Annotated in this window: 18 protein-coding genes; 4 read left to right on the forward strand and 14 right to left on the reverse strand. The window is 67.0% G+C overall.

Annotated elements, in window-relative coordinates; all coding sequences use genetic code 11:
- Nucleotides 1-4 precede the first annotated feature (4 nt).
- The 12 genes from ZAL01S_RS04355 to glmS form a co-directional block, all read right to left on the reverse strand.
- Nucleotides 5-1123, reverse strand: coding sequence for a DUF308 domain-containing protein (locus ZAL01S_RS04355; protein ID WP_066080288.1), 1119 nt, complete (start codon nt 1121-1123; stop codon nt 5-7).
- 79 nt (nt 1124-1202) lie between these two features.
- Nucleotides 1203-1790, reverse strand: coding sequence for a DUF4190 domain-containing protein (locus ZAL01S_RS04360; protein ID WP_066080291.1), 588 nt, complete (start codon nt 1788-1790; stop codon nt 1203-1205).
- A 59-nt stretch (nt 1791-1849) separates the two neighbouring features.
- Complete coding sequence (locus ZAL01S_RS04365) at nt 1850-2599, reverse strand: hypothetical protein (RefSeq protein WP_066080294.1); 750 nt, start codon at nt 2597-2599, stop codon at nt 1850-1852.
- Between the two features lie 196 nt (nt 2600-2795).
- Complete coding sequence (locus ZAL01S_RS04370) at nt 2796-3428, reverse strand: single stranded DNA-binding domain-containing protein (protein ID WP_159421579.1); 633 nt, start codon at nt 3426-3428, stop codon at nt 2796-2798.
- Between the two features lie 91 nt (nt 3429-3519).
- Complete coding sequence (locus ZAL01S_RS04375) at nt 3520-4314, reverse strand: hypothetical protein (protein WP_066080300.1); 795 nt, start codon at nt 4312-4314, stop codon at nt 3520-3522.
- Complete coding sequence (gene tsaD / locus ZAL01S_RS04380; RefSeq protein ID WP_066080303.1) at nt 4311-5405, reverse strand: tRNA (adenosine(37)-N6)-threonylcarbamoyltransferase complex transferase subunit TsaD; 1095 nt, start codon at nt 5403-5405, stop codon at nt 4311-4313. Before tsaD ends, ZAL01S_RS04375 begins: the two co-directional genes overlap by 4 nt.
- On the reverse strand, nt 5402-5953 hold the full coding sequence (rimI, locus tag ZAL01S_RS04385; protein WP_066080306.1) for a ribosomal protein S18-alanine N-acetyltransferase: 552 nt from the start codon (nt 5951-5953) through the stop codon (nt 5402-5404). The genes tsaD and rimI overlap by 4 nt, the downstream gene beginning before the upstream one ends.
- The gene (gene tsaB, locus ZAL01S_RS04390) at nt 5953-6564 is read right to left on the reverse strand and encodes a tRNA (adenosine(37)-N6)-threonylcarbamoyltransferase complex dimerization subunit type 1 TsaB (RefSeq protein WP_066080309.1); all 612 of its coding nucleotides are present in this window, start codon (nt 6562-6564) and stop codon (nt 5953-5955) included. The genes rimI and tsaB overlap by 1 nt, the downstream gene beginning before the upstream one ends.
- Before the next feature lie 10 nt (nt 6565-6574).
- Nucleotides 6575-7111 (reverse strand): tRNA (adenosine(37)-N6)-threonylcarbamoyltransferase complex ATPase subunit type 1 TsaE, encoded by a 537-nt coding sequence (gene tsaE, locus ZAL01S_RS04395; protein WP_066080312.1) that lies wholly within the window; start codon nt 7109-7111, stop codon nt 6575-6577.
- Nucleotides 7108-8961, reverse strand: coding sequence for an alanine racemase (locus ZAL01S_RS10280; RefSeq protein ID WP_066080315.1), 1854 nt, complete (start codon nt 8959-8961; stop codon nt 7108-7110). Before ZAL01S_RS10280 ends, tsaE begins: the two co-directional genes overlap by 4 nt.
- A 41-nt stretch (nt 8962-9002) precedes the next feature.
- Nucleotides 9003-9380 (reverse strand): holo-ACP synthase, encoded by a 378-nt coding sequence (locus tag ZAL01S_RS04405; protein ID WP_066080318.1) that lies wholly within the window; start codon nt 9378-9380, stop codon nt 9003-9005.
- Nucleotides 9380-11230: a glutamine--fructose-6-phosphate transaminase (isomerizing) gene (glmS, locus tag ZAL01S_RS04410; protein ID WP_066080555.1), complete on the reverse strand. Its 1851-nt coding sequence runs from the start codon at nt 11228-11230 to the stop codon at nt 9380-9382. The genes ZAL01S_RS04405 and glmS overlap by 1 nt, the downstream gene beginning before the upstream one ends.
- A gap of 121 nt (nt 11231-11351) precedes the next feature.
- Here glmS and ZAL01S_RS04415 point away from each other — a divergent pair, with 121 nt between their 5' ends.
- The 3 genes from ZAL01S_RS04415 to coaA are packed head-to-tail and all read left to right on the forward strand — an operon-like array spanning nt 11352 to nt 12977.
- On the forward strand, nt 11352-11765 hold the full coding sequence (locus tag ZAL01S_RS04415; protein WP_066080321.1) for a hypothetical protein: 414 nt from the start codon (nt 11352-11354) through the stop codon (nt 11763-11765).
- Nucleotides 11762-12037 carry a hypothetical protein gene (locus ZAL01S_RS04420; RefSeq protein WP_159421580.1) on the forward strand — a complete coding sequence of 92 codons (276 nt, stop codon included), beginning with the start codon at nt 11762-11764 and terminating at the stop codon, nt 12035-12037. The genes ZAL01S_RS04415 and ZAL01S_RS04420 overlap by 4 nt, the downstream gene beginning before the upstream one ends.
- Nucleotides 12024-12977 carry a type I pantothenate kinase gene (coaA, locus tag ZAL01S_RS04425; RefSeq protein WP_066080327.1) on the forward strand — a complete coding sequence of 318 codons (954 nt, stop codon included), beginning with the start codon at nt 12024-12026 and terminating at the stop codon, nt 12975-12977. Before ZAL01S_RS04420 ends, coaA begins: the two co-directional genes overlap by 14 nt.
- 157 nt (nt 12978-13134) lie before the next feature.
- Here coaA and ZAL01S_RS04430 read toward each other — a convergent pair whose 3' ends face one another.
- Nucleotides 13135-13746: an MBL fold metallo-hydrolase gene (locus ZAL01S_RS04430; protein ID WP_066080330.1), complete on the reverse strand. Its 612-nt coding sequence runs from the start codon at nt 13744-13746 to the stop codon at nt 13135-13137.
- Between the two features lie 2 nt (nt 13747-13748).
- A complete protein-coding gene (locus ZAL01S_RS04435) occupies nt 13749-14846 on the reverse strand; it encodes an S-(hydroxymethyl)mycothiol dehydrogenase (protein ID WP_066080558.1) in 1098 nt (365 codons plus the stop codon).
- 127 nt (nt 14847-14973) lie between these two features.
- On the opposite strand from ZAL01S_RS04435, the gene ZAL01S_RS04440 reads away from it, so the two are divergent.
- Complete coding sequence (locus ZAL01S_RS04440) at nt 14974-16431, forward strand: L-lactate permease (protein ID WP_159421581.1); 1458 nt, start codon at nt 14974-14976, stop codon at nt 16429-16431.
- Nucleotides 16432-16472: the final 41 nt, after the last annotated feature.

The raw sequence follows: 16472 nt of genomic DNA on the forward strand, positions 1-16472 counted from the left end.
TCGCTTAGACGAAGGCGAGGATGAGGTAGGTGAGGATCGAGCCGATGATGGCGATGGATCCGAGCGCGAGGCCGATGCCCGAGAGCGCCTTCGAGGACTTCTTGATCCCGAGGATGCCGAGGACGAGGGCGATGAGGCCGACGATGAGGCCAGCGGTCACGAACTCGACGCCCTCAATGAAACACACGAGCACGACGGCGATGAGACCGAGGAGGAGCGCAATGATGCCAACGAGCTTCGAGCGCTTGGGCGCCTGACCAGGTGCGGGCGTGTAGTTCGGGAGGTGGCTCGGGGCCGGGAATCCCGGGCCAGGCTGACCAAACTGCCCCTGTGCCGGAGCGGGCTGACCAAACTGCCCCTGGGCGGGTGCTGGCTGACCGAACTGACCCGGCGCCGGGGCAGGCTGACCGAACTGCCCCTGCGCCGGGGCAGGCGCGGGAGCACCAAACTGCGACTGCGCGCCACGTGCATTGAAGGACTGATCTTCGCCAAAAGCACCGAAGGCTGGGGGTTGCGAACCGATCGCGGGCTCAAGCTGTTCTGTGTGCTCGGACGATGCCGTTGCCTCGGCCTGTGCCGACACCGGAGCAACCTCTGCCGAAGCAGGCGCAGCCGAGCGATCCGCAGCATCCGACTCACCCATAGGGTTCGGAGCCTGCTCGCTTGCTGCCGCGGCCCCAACCTTGGGGGCAGCCGATCCACTCACCTGAGCTTCAGACGCCACCGGGGAGTTCGAAGCCGGAGCTGGAGCCGGGGTAGCCGGAGCTGGAGCCGGGGCATCCATCTGCGGCGCCTCCGCCTGCGGCTCGTGCCGCGTCACAGCAGGCGCAGCCTCGGGCGAGCTCTCGTGGAGCTCAGCGTCGAGCTTCGCGCGCTCAGACCCACCAAGCGGGACCGTGGCGGCGTCGTCGTTCGCGGGAGCGGGCGGCGCCCCGTTCGCCCACCATGCACCAGCCAGGCCGGCCGAGCGCTGCTCAGACATGGGACGCGGCGGGATCGGCATTGATTGATTCGCAGTCTGCTGCTGAGGGGCGGCGGCGTCGGGGGCGGGCTGGGAACCACGTGCCTCGGGCGCGGCACCGCCGAAGTCGGCCTTGGGTTCAGATCCCCATTGCTCGGTCATGGTGTTGCCTCCTCATTTCGGTCAAGACGAGCGTATCGGCGCTCAGGTGGACGGCTGGTGAGTCGCGCCGCGGCACGCCCTAGATGAACAGGAGCGGCACGATACCGAGGAACAGACCCAGCAGGTTCCACAAGGTCGTCAGCAGGGAAAGCCCGATGCCGACGCAGCTTGTGACAAGGCCGGCGATCGCCATGCCACGTCCTGCTGGTTCTCGCTTGCGCGCCAGGATCGAGAAGATGAGCCCGCCAACGCCGATGAGCAGGCCAATCACGGACATCCACGACGCGAGGATGCTCACAATGCCGAGCACCATGCCGGTCACGGACATCCCGGTACCAGCATTTGATGGATCGGTGTACTGCGGCCCCGTCCCGTAGGGTGCGGCACCCGGCATCGGCTGCTGCGCGCCCGCAGCAGACGGGTCGTAACCGGGCGCAGACATGCCGTCGCCAAAGCTGTAGGGCTCAGGGGTGGTGCCGTATCCGTGTGATGCACCTGGCGTCTCGTACCCCGTGCCAGCATCCGGCGCGCCGTATGACGGAGCCTCCGGGAGCGGCTGCGATGCGGGGTTGACGGCGGAGGCCTCGCCCCACGCGCCAGCATTCGAACCCTCTCCGTAGTAGGGGTTCGAGCCGAACTCAGGCGTCGAGTTGTCGGTCGTGCTCACGGTGCTGGTCCTTCCTCGTATGACGTGCTCGCGGGGCAGAGATTGGGCGGGAGAAATCGTTAGGAGGTGGCAGCCAGAACGGTGGCAAGCCAGAGCATGAACATGAACGCTGCGAGTACGAGGCTCATGACGACCATCATGCCGACGCAGCCGATACTGCCGAGCGACAGCCCAGAAATCGAGAAGGGCTTGCCCTTGGGCTCGAGCGCGACACCAAGGAATCCGAGCACGATCGCCACGACGCATCCGACTGCGCCGAGCACCACAAATGGCGGGAAGATGATGACGCCGACCCAGGCAACAACGATCGAGATGCTGCCGGCGAGAAGTGCGGCGAACGACACGGGTGAGACGCTCACGACGGATTCGTTGGCGGGCGCCGGGGCCTTACGCACCGGCACGAGTTCCCGGCCGTGCGGGGCACGATGGGCTGAGGCGCCTTCTCCGGAGTAGCCCGAGGAGGGGTAGTTGCCGGTGAACTTCGGCTGGTAGCTCGAGACCCGGGCGTTCGGGAGGAGTTCGCCCTCCACGCGGTTGTTGGAGGGCACGACGATGACGTCGAAAAGTTCGTCGTCGCGGAGTTCTCGGGTGGCGGTGTCGGATGCTGCGGTATCCGTCGCGGGCTGCTCGGCCTCGCTCTGCTGGGCCTCCTGCTCGCCCGCGCTGGGGGCTTCGATGCGCTCCTGCGGGACGGTCGGCATGGCATCCTGCTCGCGAGGCTCCGAAGCTTTCTCCTCAGCAGCCGGTGTCGACGACGCACGCGTTGCGTCATCGCCCGTGCGGGGCCGCGAGGTGTCTGCCTCGTTCATGATTCCTCCATGCCGTGATCCGAGCCCTGTGCTCACTTCCACGGTAGGTTGCGCGCCGGTGGCTGAACAGCGCGGGCGGGCAAAAGCTCACTCCAGGCAGAGAATTCACACCCTGAGGTGGATTCTTCAACGGATTGGGAACGTTTCGCCCCGCTCATGCATCGCCCCCGCGCACTCGGGCTGCCGCGCCGACGAGCTAGTTCAGGATGAGGTTGAGGAGCGCGCCGATCACTGCGAGCGCGAAGCCGATACCGCTCGTGATGAGCGCCGCGATCATGAGCCCCTTGGAGGTCGTCGGACTCTTGCGACTGCCCAAGGCGCACGAGAGCCCACCGCCTGCAAGCAGCAGCGAGGGGAACGACCACAGCAGCGCGACGAGGATCGAGAGGACCCCGAGGACGAGGCCGATGATGGCCATGGCCTGACCTGTTCCGTGCGCCTGACCAGGGGTCATCACGCCGTACGGGGTCTGAGTGTAGTTGGGGTTACCGTGTGGAGCGGGACCGGATGCGGGAGCACCGTAGGCTCCCGGGGCACCGTGACCGCCCGGAGCGCCGTAACCCGGGGCAGTATGCGCGCCGTATCCACCCTGCGTGTTCGCCCCGTAGCCGGGAGCCCCGGCATATGGCGCGGCCGGCGCCGAGTACCCATGACCGGCAGGAGCACCGTGCGGAGCGCCACCGTAGGGCGCTTGCTGCGGCGGCATCTGCTGCCGGTGCTGCGGCTGGGTGGGTGGGACGCTCCCCCAGTTCTGGCCGCCCTGCCCCTGCGGGGTGTCCATGTAGGGGTTCGGGCCAAAGTTCTGGTCGTAGGGCGAATGGCTCGACATGGGGCGTCCTTCCGGGGCAGCGTCGACGAGGTTGATCGCGGCATTCACCGGATCGATTACCTCACGTGGATGTCATCGGATCGCAACGATCCTAGACAGCCAAAGAAAGCGACACGATGCCAAGGCCGAGAAGTACAGCGCAAGTACCACCGAGGATGCCGAGCAGGATGGAGAAGATGGCCAGTCCACGGGAGCGCGTCGGCACCGCAATGAGTCCGAACAGCACCGCAAGCGCACCTTGACCCGCACCGATCCAGCCCTGCAGATCTGCCGAGATCGAGGTCAGGAGGCCCAGAACGATGACGACGACAGAGGCCACGGCGCCGAGCGCGAACACGAGCGAGAGGATGGCGGGGAAGGCACCCGACCGCTTCGGCTTTGCCGAATCGGCCCATCGTTCGCGGGGCTCCACGAGCTGTTCTTCGCGTTCGCGTTCGCGGCGCGCTTCGTCGGCTTCGCGTTCGGCAGCCTGCTTGCGGGCGAGGGCTTCGCGGCGGTCGGCGGAGAGGTCGTTGGCGCGCGGGAGCGGTGCCGGCTCGGGCTCCGTATCGGCCGTCGGCGCGGATGCTGCGGCACTCGCCGTCGATGCGGGCGGCTCATCCTCGAGGCCCGGCGTCGCCGCCAGGTAGCTCTCGTTTGACACCTCATCCGTTGCGGCGGGACGCTCACGGTCAATGAAGCTCGAGCGGCGCTTGAGCGGTGCACTATCGGGCAGGAGGTCACCAAAGATCGGCTCCTTGTCGAGGCCCGGCGTGTACTTCACGTACGCCGCATTCGACTCATCCTCGAGGGGATCACGGTTGATCGGCGGCAGTTCGACGGGCTTGAAGGCGGCCTCGTCACCCGACTCCGGGAAATCGGGGTTCACGTTGTGGTTCGTACTCATGCAACGATTCCGGTCTCGTCCTGCAGGCCGGGGAGGGTGGCCTGCGCTGCGGTCATGGGGAGCGTCGAATCGGCGCCAAAATCAAGGGGCGAGGGAGCTCGTCCCGCGCTCACGAGGAGCGATCCCGCCATGGCGATCATCGCGCCATTGTCCGTGCAGAGTCTGAGCGGCGGGATGCGCAGTTCGATGCCGTGCTTCGCGCAGCGCTCGGCGGCTAGTTCGCGCACGCGAGCGTTCGCGGCGACGCCGCCGCCGAGGACGAGGCGCGGCACCTCGCGGCTGAGGCACGCGTCGACTGCCTTCGTGGTGAGCACATCGGCGACGGCCTCGCGGAAGCTCGCGGCGACATCCGCGACGGGGACGTCCTCCCCCGCGTCCTGACGCTGTTCAACCCAGCGGGCGACGGAGGTTTTCAGGCCCGAGAAGGAGAAGTCGAAGCGGTGGCGTTCAAGGTCGCGCGCCCGCATGAGACCGCGCGGGAAGGCGATCGCGTTCGGGTCCCCGTCCACGGCAATGCGGTCGATCTGAGGGCCGCCCGGGTAGCCGAGGCCGATGAGGCGAGCGACCTTGTCGAAGGCTTCGCCCGCCGCGTCGTCGATCGTTTCGCCGAGGAGTTCGACATCATTCACGAGGTCCCGCACGTGGAGGAGGGACGTGTGGCCACCCGAGACGAGCAGCGCGATGGTTGGGAGTTCGAGCTCCGGTGCATCATCACGCAGCAGCTCTGCCGCAACGTGCCCCACGAGGTGGTTCACGCCGTAGAGCGGCTTTCCGGTCGCGAGCGCGAGGCCCTTGGCCGCGCCGATGCCGACCATGAGTGCACCGGCGAGCCCGGGGCCTGCCGTGACCGCGATCGCGTCAAGCTCATCGAGCGTGACGTTCGCCTCGTCGAGCGCAGCGCGAAGGGTCGGCGCGATCGCCTCAACGTGGGCGCGGGCCGCAACCTCGGGCACGACGCCACCGAAGCGCGCGTGTTCGTCCATGGAGCTCGCGACGGCGTTCGCGAGGAGGGTGCGCCCGCGGACGATGCCGACGCCGGTTTCGTCGCAGCTGGATTCGATGCCGAGGACCAGCGGTTCCGCAACACTCATGACTGCATGTCCTCCATTGCTTCGCGTTCGGGCTCAGTTGCTCGGGCAGTCAGGCGCTGCTCGGCGCGCGCGATGACGTCCTGGATGCTCGCACGCATGACGATCGCATCCTGGCCCTCCGCGCGGTAGTAGTTTGCTCGCCGGCCGATCTCTTCGAACGCGAGCGACTCATAGAGCCGGATGGCAGCGTCCCCGTTCGCGCGAACTTCGAGGAAAAGCTGCTTCGCGCCGCGCTCTGCAGCCCAAGTGGAGAGCTCCGCGAGGAGTCGGGTTGCCCAGCCGCCGCGGCGGACGACCGGGTCGATGTTGATCGTTTCGACATCGGCTTCACCGGATCCCTGGGCGGCAAGCACACTCGCGTAGCCGCGAAGGGCAGGCTCCGTGCCGGGCTCGCTCGTGTCGATGACGAGCATGCGCGAGTGGGGGCTTGCGATCGTGCGACGCATCGTGGCGTCACTCCAGGCGTCCAGCGGGAAGCTCTCGCGCTCGAGGCGCATGAGTTCGGCCAGATCATCCTGGCGTGCCTCGCGAATGACGAAGGTGGGCATTAGGCGGTCACCCGCTTGGGGCCGGCCGCGGGCACGGCATCCGGTTCGCGGAGGTAGAGCAGGGCGTCATCGGCGGCAGGGATGCCTTCGACACGACGTGCGCGCAGGGCTCGGACGAGTTCCGCGGCGCGGACGGTGTCGGCATCCACGCGCACCTCGCCCTCCGCAACCTCGATTTCGTCGGGGGATGCGAGCGTCGGCTGAGCCGTCGCGGCAGCCGATGCGGGCGCGTAGCGGCTCACGGCGCGCTGCCGACGGCGGGCATCCGTCGTCACGACGAGCACCACATCCGGATGTTCGTCACGGGCCGCAATCGCGATCGCGTCATGGCTCGGGACGCTCGTGCACGGCACACCGTTCGCGAGCGCAACGGCGCGAGCGGCAGCAACGCCGACTCGAAGCCCGGTGAAGGGGCCCGGCCCGATGCCGGTCACCACCTCCGTGATCTCGCTCGGGGCGACCCCAGCCGTCTCGAGGCAGTGTGCGATGCCGAGGCCGATGGCTTCAGCGTGGTGGCGAGTATCGTCGCGGCGGTATTCGGCGAGGATGACGCCCTCGCTCGACACGATCGCGACATCGCACCCGGCGGAGGTGTCGATGGCAAGAAACATGCTTGCGAGTCTACGCGGGCGAGTGCTCGCTGCCCTTGGCGAGGAGCGCCGCAAGCTCGGCGAGGAGGGCTTCATCCTGCCAGCGGGCGCCGACGGGCTTGAGCTCGATCATGCGCGGGGCGTCCGCATCCAGCACGCCCTCGTCACCGTCTACCGCACCGTGGGGACGCTCGAGCACGATCTCGAGCCACGCATCCCGCACCTCGCCGATGAGCTCGCTCCCCCACTCGATGACCGTGACGCTGTTCGCGAAGTCAAGGTCGAGGTCTTCGAGTTCGAGCGCGTCACGCAGGCGGTACGCGTCGACGTGGATGAGCTCGGGCCCGTCACCGAGGCTCGGATGCGTGCGGGCCAGCACGAAGGTCGGGCTCTGCACGCCGCCACGCACGCCAAGCCCCTCACCGAGGCCACGCGTCAGGGTCGTCTTACCCGCGCCAAGCGGGCCGGTGAGCACGAGCACATCGTCGCGACGAAGCAGCGCCGCGAGGCCGCGCCCGAACTCGTGCGCCGCCTCGCTCGTGGGCAGAATGCCGCGCAGTTCACTCATGCGCGGCGTCCAATCCAGCTGCGCTCAATGCGCGGGCCGAAGGTCGAGGTGACGGTCGCCATCGAGAGGCCGCACCAGCGGGCCCACTCTGCGAGCGAGGTTTCGTCGTGCCCCGGCCCGAAGACGCTCACGCGGGCGCCCGGCCACACGTCGATCGTGCCGAGGTCGACGACCACCTGGTCCATCGCAATCCTGCCCACGATCGGCGCAAGTTGCCCGGCGACCCGCAGCTGGGCCCGGCCAAAGGCTGCGCGCGGAATCGCATCCGCATAGCCGAGCGGCACAAGGCCAAGCGTCGTGTCTTCGGAGGCCGTCCAAACGCATCCATAGGACACGCCCTGGCCCTTCGCGACACGCTTCACGTGCGTGAGTTCGCTCGTGAGGCGCATGAGCGAGGAGCAGGGATCCTTGGGGTCGAAGCCGTAGACGGCGCGCGTCGATTCCGGTGCGATCGGCACGATCTCGAGCTGCTCACCGTCATGCTGCTCGTGCGCAATCGCGTCCTTCAGGGTGCGGACGATCGGCTGCAGATCAGCGCGTCGGATGAGCGGGAGGAGCTTGTGCGCTCCGTGGCCGTACGCGCCAGCCGAGACGTCCACATAGCGGGCCATCTCGTCATCCGGGCGACGGCGCGCACGGCGGGCAATCTCGCGCAACCGCTCCTCAGCACGCTTCAGGTCGATCTGCACGCGGCGGCGCGGCGCGAACACTGGCTCGTCAGGGTCTTCGAGAGGTGGCCAAGGGTGCGCATCCTCGTGGCAGGCGGGCGCCTCGGGCAGATAGTGGCGCGGCATGGACGGAGCGAAGCGGGTCGTGATCTCGTAATTGATCGTGCTGGCGGCGCGAGCCCACGCATCCGCGTTCGCTTCCCCACGATCCGGGTCGAGCACGACGACACGCGGCCGGGCCGTGCAGTCCTTCGGCATCTCACCGAGGCGTGTCAGGTGTGTGTGCACCTCGCCCACCTCGTCCACCTGCCACTCGTGGCCGTGGTCATCAGCGAGCGTGATGCTGCCTGCGGAGACCTCGTGCAGGCCATCCACGGTGCCGAGCTCGATGACGCAGCTGCCATCGGGATGCTCGTAGACGGGTGCCGTGATGCGCATGGCCGGCTCGAGCGGCATCATCGGATCTTCCCCGTCGTCGAACGCGGACATGCCGTGCATGCCGACGCCGAGGCGGACAAGCTCGTGCCGGGCTTCCGGAAGCTGGAGCGCCGCACGGGTGGCGGCGATGTGGTTGACGCGCGGGCTGAGGCCGGCAGCCGTGGCGCACTCGAGCGCGCGGTCGAACGCAGCGAGCTGAGCCGCATCCGTCTCGGCGCCCGCGCCCGCGAAGTGGCTCATGATGCCCGCAAGTTCGATGAGCCCACGGCGTTCGGCCGAGGCGATCACGTCGAACATCTGCGGCCAATCGCGTTCAGCCGCACCGTTGCGCCCAAGGCCGCTGTCGATCTTCACGTACACGCGCACGGGCTTCGCACGGCGTCCGCGGCGTTCATCGGCGGCGGCGTTCACGATGAGCGCGAGCTGCGCGAGCGAGGAGACCGCGAGTTCGAGTTCGGCCGCGAACACCGAGAGCCAGCTCATACCTGACGAGAGTATCCACACGATGATCGGCTGGCGGAACCCAGCCGCGCGCAGCATGGCGCCTTCTTCAGCATCCACGACACCGAGATAGCTCGCGCCACCATCGACGGCGGCGTGGGCGGTGGCGATGAGCCCGTGACCGTAGCCGTTCGCCTTCACGACGGCGAGAACGGGCGTGTTGACACGCTCACAGAACACTCGCGTGTTGCGGCGAATCGCATCCAGGTCCACTTCAACGGCGGGACAGCGCGGATCGATCACAGTGGCTCCTTCTGCTGCGAGGCGCAGCGTCGCCTCTCAGGTTACGACTTCGCCCACTCTGCAACCACAAAGGCGATGGCCTGATTTCCGTCGTGGCTCAGGGAGAGGTGGAGGGCGCCGATGCCGCGGCTCGCGAGGACGGCATCCAACCGCTCGCCGCGGGCGAAGCGCGGCGCGCCGCTCGGCTCCCGTACCACCTCAAGATCGAGGAGCGTGAGGCCATCCAGGCCGCCGATCGCCTTGATCGCCGCCTCGCGGGCGGCAAAGCGCGCCGCGAGCGACCGACACGACAAACCCCGCTCCCCCGGTGCGAAGACGCGCTCAAGGAAGCGGGGTGTGCCGTCAAGCACCGCGGCGAATCGGGACAGCTCGACTGTGTCGACGCCGATCCCAGCAAGATGCGCCGGTGCAGCGTCCACTACTCGACCGTGACCGACTTCGCGAGGTTGCGCGGCTGGTCGACGTCGAGACCCTTCGCGGCCGAGAGCTCGAGTGCGAAGCTCTGGAGCGGCACGACTGCAAGCAACGGTTCGAAGAAGTGGTCGGTCGGCGGGAAGGCGATGACTTCGTCCGCGAAGGGCAGCACCGCAGCGTCGCCCTGCTCGCAAATGGCGAGGACGCGGGCGCCGCGAGCACGGATCTCCTGGATGTTCGAGACGACCTTTGGGTGGAGCGAGTCGTCGTGGCGCGGGCTCGGGACGACGACAAACACCGGCTGACCGTGGTCGATGAGCGCGATCGGTCCGTGCTTGAGCTCGCCAGCGGCGAAGCCCTCAGCGTGAATGTAGGCGATCTCCTTGAGCTTGAGCGCACCTTCGAGCGCGATCGGGTAGCCGACGTGGCGGCCGAGGAACAGCACCGAGCGGGTGTCGGCCATCCAGTTCGCAAGCTCGTGGATGCGGGGGCGCGACTCGAGCACCGTGCGGATCTTGTCCGGCACCGTCTGAAACTCGGCGACGAGCTCACGCTCGTACGACTCGTCGAGCGTCTCGCGGATGCGGCCAGCGTGCAGACCGAACAGGTAAAGGGCCGTGATCTGGGCGAGGAACGCCTTCGTCGAGGCGACAGCAACCTCGGGGCCGGCGTGCGTGTAGAGCACAGCATCCGATTCGCGCGGAATCGTCGCACCCTGGGTGTTGCAGATCGACACCGTCTTCGCGCCACGCTCGCGGGCGTAGCGCACCGCCATGAGGGTGTCCATCGTTTCGCCCGACTGCGAGATCGAAATGATGAGCGTGCGCTCGTTGAGGACAGGGTTGCGGTAGCGGAACTCGTGGGCGAGCTCGACGGTCACCGGGAAGCGGGCCCAAGCTTCGAGCGCGTACGACCCGACCATGCCGGCGTAGCTGGCGGTACCGCACGCGATGATGACGACGCGGTCGATCTCGCGGAAGTAGGTGTCATCGAGTTCGGCGAGCTCGGCGAACTCGACACGGCCGTCGACGATGCGTCCGCGGAGGGTGTTCTCGACCGCGATCGGGTCTTCGTCGATTTCCTTCGCCATGAAGCTCGACCAGCCGCCCTTTTCAGCGGCGGATGCGTCCCAGTTCACTTCGAAGGTCTCGGCCTCGGCCGGGTTGCCGTCGAAGTCGGTGATCTCGACGCTCTCGGCGCGAACCGCAACAATCTGCTCCTGGCCGACGGCGATCGCCTTGTGCGTGTACTCGACGAAGGCAGCAACGTCCGAACCGAGGAAGTTTTCGCCCTCACCGAGGCCGATCACGAGCGGCGAGTTGAGGCGAGCGCCGAGGACGAGGCCCGGCTCGTTCGCGTGGAGCGCGAGGAGCGTGAAGGCACCCTCGAGGCGGCTGACGACGTTGCGGAAGGCGAGCTCGAGGCTGTTCGTCTTCGCGTACTCGAAGCCGATGAGCGCAGCGGCAACCTCGGTGTCGGTCTCCGATTTGAACTCGAAACCTGCCGCGAGCGCTTCTTCGCGCAGCTCGGCAAAGTTCTCGATGATGCCGTTGTGGATGAGCGCGAGCTTGCCGCCGTCTGCGAGGTGCGGGTGCGCGTTCTCGTCGGTCGGGCCACCGTGGGTTGCCCAGCGAGTGTGGCCGATACCGGTGTGGCCATCGGGCATCGGGTGAGCGTCGAGGTCGCTCGTGAGGACGTTGAGCTTTCCGGCGCGCTTGCGAAGCTCGACCGAACCTTCATCCGTAATAACTGCAATGCCTGCCGAGTCGTAGCCGCGGTACTCAAGTCGGCGGAGACCACCAATGAGCACTTCCTGGCTGGATCCCGGGCCGACGTATCCAACGATTCCACACATGGCACTCAGCATACGATGCTGGAGCGTGAGCCCCTTGAGCGGCTCAGCATGCATCGAACATTTTCACGGAACGGCTCGGCCGTTGCCGGGGGTATCGGGCGAGACTGGGGAATGGGGGCCAATGACGCACACGCAGGGGGCGGCGAAAGCACACTCCAGGCCGAGCAGTGTGCTGGATCGGCGGATCCGGTTCGGCGCGATCGCCATGATCCTGCTCTGCTCGATTGCTTGGGCTGTCGTCTTGCTGCTGAGCGGCATCCGCCTGGGCGCCAATCTGTTCGACGTGTTCGCGGTACTCATTGCCGCCTTCGTGCTCAGCGCCCTGTCGTACGTGGTCCTCGCGGTGCTCGCGATTCTCTGGCGTTCCTGGCGGTGTGAGCTCATCGTGCTGCCCGCGATCGCCGTCATTCTCACGTTCCTCCCCCCCCCCAGTCGCTTGCGCCGCTCGTCAGCCCAGCCCGCGACGATGCTGTGGCCCGTCATCTCAGCGAGGCACTCGAATCGGAGACGTGTCCGACGGATGCTCCGTTCATGAACGTTGAGGAGTGCGACTGGAGTGCGCAGCCTCGGCGGGTGAAGCTTGGCGGCAGTTTCCTCATGACGGAGGAGTACTTGATGCAACTCGGCCCCGATGGCGAAGAGTCCGGCATCGACTTCGTTCACGCCGACGCAGCCGAAGGCTGGAAGCGCGTCCGCCACCTTGGCCAAGACTGGTGGCTCGTGCAATTCGAGTGGTCGCAGCTCACTCACGTCCGCGCGCAACTCGACGAAGCTCGATTAGGCTGGCACGGCTATGCCAAACCGTGAGCGCTCCGAGCAGGCGGGCCCCTCGACCCCGTTCGTCGAGATTCCCCGCGCCGATTGGGCGTCCCTTGCCCCGATGACGCCGCTCACGCTGCAGGAATCGGACGTTGTGCGTCTGCGTTCCCTCGGCGACCCGATCGACCTCGACGAGGTGCGCGAGGTGTACGTCCCACTGAGCCGGCTCCTCAACCTCCACGCGACGAACGCCCGTTCCCTCCACCGCGAAACGAGCGCCTTCCTCGGCGAGCGGGCTGCGCCGACGCCCTTCATCATCGGCGTGGCTGGTTCGGTGGCCGTCGGCAAGTCGACGGTGTCGCGCCTCCTCCGTGAACTCCTCCGCCACTTCGAGGACACACCCCGCGTCGAACTCGTGACGACCGACGGCTTCCTCTACCAGAATGAGGAGCTCGAACGGCGCGGCATCATGCACCGGAAGGGCTTCCCGGAGGCCTACGACCGTCGGGCGCTGCTGCGCTTTCTCGCGGCGGTGAAGAGCGGTCAGGCTGAGGTTCGTGCACCGTTCTACTCGCATCTCGTGTACGACATCGTCCCCGACGCCCAAGTCGTCGTCTCGCAGCCGGACATCCTCATTGTGGAGGGACTCAACGTGCTGCAGCAGCCGGGCCCGGGCAAGGCGCTCACGGTGAGCGACTTCTTCGACTTCTCGATCTACGTCGACGCCCGCACGGAAGACATCAAACGCTGGTACGAGGAACGATTCCTCTCGCTCAAGCGCGGCGCCTTCACGAACCCGAACTCGTACTTCCGGAAGTTCGCTGAGCTGTCTGACGACGAGGGGCGCGCGGAGGCGCAGCGAATCTGGAGCACCATCAATGAGCCGAACCTCGTGCAGAACGTGCTGCCGACCCGCTCGCGCGCGAAGCTCATCCTGCGCAAGGACGCCGACCACTCGGTGTCGAAGGTGCTGCTGCGGAAGATCTAGCCCAAGTCTGTGCAGTCGCGGCAGTATTTGGGGCTTCGAGGCGCACCACGCCTCGAAGCCCCAAATACTGCCATTTCTGCACACGCTCCCAGGGCAAAATGTGGGGGTCCAAGCCACAGTGCGGCTTGGACCCCCACATTTTGCCCTCTTGATCGAGCTACTTCGCCTCGAGGCGTACCTGCTCAGCTCCGATCGTCGTGTCTGGGCCGTGGCCGGTCTTCACGACCGTCTCAGCTGGCAGCGCAAAGAGCTTCTCGCGAATCGATTCGAGGATCGTCTCCTTGCTCGAGAAGCTGCGGCCGGTCGCGCCCGGGCCACCTTCAAAGAGCGTGTCGCCCGTGAACACCACGCCAAGCTCCTCCACGTAGAACGAGCACGAGCCCGGCGAGTGGCCCGGCGTGTGGATGACGCGCAGCGTCGTGCCGCCAACCGTGAATTCGTCACCGTCGTGGAGCTCAGCATCCGGCTGACGCTCGTGCGTGAGCCGCCACACGGGCGCATCGTCTGCGTGCAGCAGAATCGGCGCGCTCACACGCTCCGCAAGCTCAAACACGTGCCGAATGTGGTCGTCGTGCGCGTGCGTGCAGAGGATGTGCGTCACGGTGCGGCCACCGACAAGCTGCTCGACAGCGTCCACATCGTGCGGCGCGTCGAAGACGATGCACTCGCTGTCGTCGCCGATCACCCAGACGTTGTTGTCGACGTCGAAGGTCTCGCCGTCGAGCGTGAAGGTGCCGCTTGTGACGGCGTGGTCGATACGTGCAGTCATGACTACTTCTCCTCCATCACGACAACCGAGCGAAGCACTTCGCCGGCGCCCATCTTCTCGAATGCGGCCTCGACCTGGTCGATCTTGATCTCCTCCGAAACGAAGGCATGGAGCGGGAGACGGCCCTGCTCGTAGAGGTCGATGAGCATCGGGAAGTCACGCTCGGGCAGGCAGTCGCCGTACCAGCTCGACTTCAGTGAGCCGCCGCGGCCGAAGACGTCGAGGAGCGGCACCGTGAGTTCCATCTCTGGGGTCGGGACGCCAACGAGCACGACGCGTCCGGCGAGGTCGCGCGCGTAGAACGCCTGCTTCCACGTCTCCGGGCGACCGACGGCGTCGATGACGACATCCGCGCCGAAGCCATCCGTGAGCTCACGGATCTTCTCGACCGCGTCGTCCTGCTTCGAGTTCACGCGGTGGGTCGCGCCGAGCTCCATCGCGGTCTCAAGCTTCCGGTCGTCGATGTCGACGGCGATGATCTTCGTTGCGCCGGCGAGCTTCGCGCCAGCAATCGCGGCAGCACCCACGCCACCGCATCCGATGACGGCGACCGAGTCGCCGTAGCTGACCTCGCCCGTGTTCATCGCAGCACCGATGCCAGCCATGACGCCACAACCGAGCAGGCCAGCCGCTGCGGGGCGCGTCTTCGGGTCGACCTTCGTGCACTGGCCAGCAGCAACAAGCGTGTATTCGATGAAGGCACCAATGCCGAGGGCTGGCGAGAGTTCCTCTCCAGACTCGTGGAGCGTCATCTTCTGCGTCGCGTTCTTCGTCGCGAAGCAGTACCACGGGCGTCCACGCTTGCAGGCGCGGCATTCGCCACACACGGCACGCCAGTTGAGGATGACGGTGTCGCCAACCTCGACCTCGGTCACGCCAGGGCCGACGGCTTCGACGATGCCTGCCGCCTCGTGCCCAAGCAGGTACGGGTACTCGTCGCCGATGCCACCCTCGCGGTAGTGGAGGTCGGTGTGGCAAACGCCACACGCGAGGATCTTCACGCGCGCCTCACCCTCGATGGGTTCGGGCACGTCGATCTCGACAAGTTCAACAGGAGCATTCTTCGAACGGGCAATGACGCCCTTGACCGTCTTCATCACATTCCCTTCAGCACCGATCATTCGTGGGGGAATCGGCTTCCAGGCATCCAATCAGGTGAGCCTTGTCGTCTCCCGAGTCGTGGCCCTGCCTGGAGACGAAGGCCAGCTCAGGCGTATCCTCGATGTTTTGTCGGAAGGAATCGGATTCGTGCTCGCCCTCGCTGCTTGCGTGCCACTGCTCGTCGCCCTCGTGGGGACGGCGGCGCGCGTCAATGCACGGGTGACGGCACTCCTCGCGCTGGTGAGCGGATGCCTCGTTGCCGCCTTCCTCTTTCCGCAGCCGTTCGCCCCGCTGTGGGGTTCCTTCCTCGGCATGCTCCCGACACTCGCCGAGGTGCTCTGCATCATCCTCGGCGGCCTCATGCTGAGTCGGATTCTCGACGCGGCTGGCGCGCCCGCCCACATCGCAAGGTGGTGCGAACACGCCTCAAGCCACCGCTCAAGCGCCGCGCTGCTTGTCGTCCTCGGTATCGAATCGTTCTGCGAATCGGTGACCGGATTCGGCGTCGGCGTGGCGATTGCGGTGCCGATTCTGCGCCACCTCGGGTTCAGCGCGCTGTCATCAGCGACGATGGCGATGCTTGGTCTCGTCGTGACGGTGTGGGGCGGTCTCTCCCCCGGCACCATTGTTGCGGCGGAGCTTGCCGGGCTCGACGTCACACAGCTCGGCATCGATACGGCGTGGACGGTGTGGCCGTCGGCAGTCGTCGCGGGCCTCGCCGTCGTGTGGATCGCTCACCCGAGCGCCCGCCCCGGCCACCTTCACCTCGTCGAGGGCGCGTTCACGGGGCTCATCCTCGCCTTCGGCATCCTGCTCGCGAATATGACGGTCGGGACGCCGCTGGCTGGAGCAATAGGGAGCCTCATCACGGTCGTCGCGCTCCTCATCCGCTTCCGGCTCGGCGGGGATCGGACGCCGAAGCCACCAGCTGCGCTCGTACGCTCGGCAGTCCCCTACGCGATCCTCATTGGCGGGCTCCTGCCGCTCAACGTGGCGTTCCGCCTCGCGCAGATTACTGGCCCGCTCCACCTCCTCGCTTCACCGGCGCTGTGGCTCCTCCTCGTGAGCGCCATCAGCGTGGCGTGGTTTGCGTTCCCACGTTCCGAGGTCCGCGCGGTCGTCGCTCGCACCCTTCACGCGTGGCGGCCGGTGGCGTTTCTCACCACCGGCTACATGGTGCTCGGGTGGCTGCTCACCGCGAGCGGAATGAGCGAGACGATTGCGGATGCGGCGGCGCGGCTCGGCGTCGGGGCGGTCGCGCTCGTGCCCGTCTTCGGCGCGGTCGGCGGGTTCCTCACCGGGTCAAACACGGGCGCCAATGCGATGTTCGCGGGCGCCGTGGCACACCTTGGCACGGTGCTCGGCCTCTCGCCCTCCGGCATCGTCGGAGCGACGAGCCAAGCTGGTGCGATCGGCTCCGCGGCATCCCCCGCTCGAATCGCGCTTGCGGCGGGTCTGTCAACCGAGGAACGCGCCGAGCGGGATGCTCTCATGCGCGCCCTCTTGCCCCGCATGATCCTCTTCAACCTGCTCACGATCGTGTCGATTGCGGGGATCGTGTTACTTGGGGCGCTCTGGCGGTAGTCCCATCGAGGCAGGTACGTGCCCTGAACGCGATGCCTGCG

Origin of the sequence: [Zimmermannella] alba NBRC 15616, assembly GCF_001570905.1 — a bacterium.
GTDB classification, from domain to species: Bacteria; Actinomycetota; Actinomycetes; order Actinomycetales; family Microbacteriaceae; genus Pseudoclavibacter; species Pseudoclavibacter albus.

What these genes read in the sequence shown, in the direction of transcription:
- ZAL01S_RS04355 (WP_066080288.1), bottom strand. Translation starts at nt 1,123, where the DNA reads ATGACCGAGCAATGGGGATCTGAACCCAAGGCCGACTTCGGCGGTGCC.
- ZAL01S_RS04365 (WP_066080294.1), bottom strand. Translation starts at nt 2,599, where the DNA reads ATGAACGAGGCAGACACCTCGCGGCCCCGCACGGGCGATGACGCAACG.
- ZAL01S_RS04370 (WP_159421579.1), bottom strand. Translation starts at nt 3,428, where the DNA reads ATGTCGAGCCATTCGCCCTACGACCAGAACTTTGGCCCGAACCCCTAC.
- ZAL01S_RS04375 (WP_066080300.1), bottom strand. Translation starts at nt 4,314, where the DNA reads ATGAGTACGAACCACAACGTGAACCCCGATTTCCCGGAGTCGGGTGAC.
- tsaD (WP_066080303.1), bottom strand. Translation starts at nt 5,405, where the DNA reads ATGAGTGTTGCGGAACCGCTGGTCCTCGGCATCGAATCCAGCTGCGAC.
- rimI (WP_066080306.1), bottom strand. Translation starts at nt 5,953, where the DNA reads ATGCCCACCTTCGTCATTCGCGAGGCACGCCAGGATGATCTGGCCGAA.
- tsaB (WP_066080309.1), bottom strand. Translation starts at nt 6,564, where the DNA reads ATGTTTCTTGCCATCGACACCTCCGCCGGGTGCGATGTCGCGATCGTG.
- tsaE (WP_066080312.1), bottom strand. Translation starts at nt 7,111, where the DNA reads ATGAGTGAACTGCGCGGCATTCTGCCCACGAGCGAGGCGGCGCACGAG.
- glmS (WP_066080555.1), bottom strand. Translation starts at nt 11,230, where the DNA reads ATGTGTGGAATCGTTGGATACGTCGGCCCGGGATCCAGCCAGGAAGTG.
- ZAL01S_RS04415 (WP_066080321.1), top strand. Translation starts at nt 11,352, where the DNA reads ATGACGCACACGCAGGGGGCGGCGAAAGCACACTCCAGGCCGAGCAGT.
- ZAL01S_RS04420 (WP_159421580.1), top strand. Translation starts at nt 11,762, where the DNA reads ATGAACGTTGAGGAGTGCGACTGGAGTGCGCAGCCTCGGCGGGTGAAG.
- coaA (WP_066080327.1), top strand. Translation starts at nt 12,024, where the DNA reads ATGCCAAACCGTGAGCGCTCCGAGCAGGCGGGCCCCTCGACCCCGTTC.
- ZAL01S_RS04430 (WP_066080330.1), bottom strand. Translation starts at nt 13,746, where the DNA reads ATGACTGCACGTATCGACCACGCCGTCACAAGCGGCACCTTCACGCTC.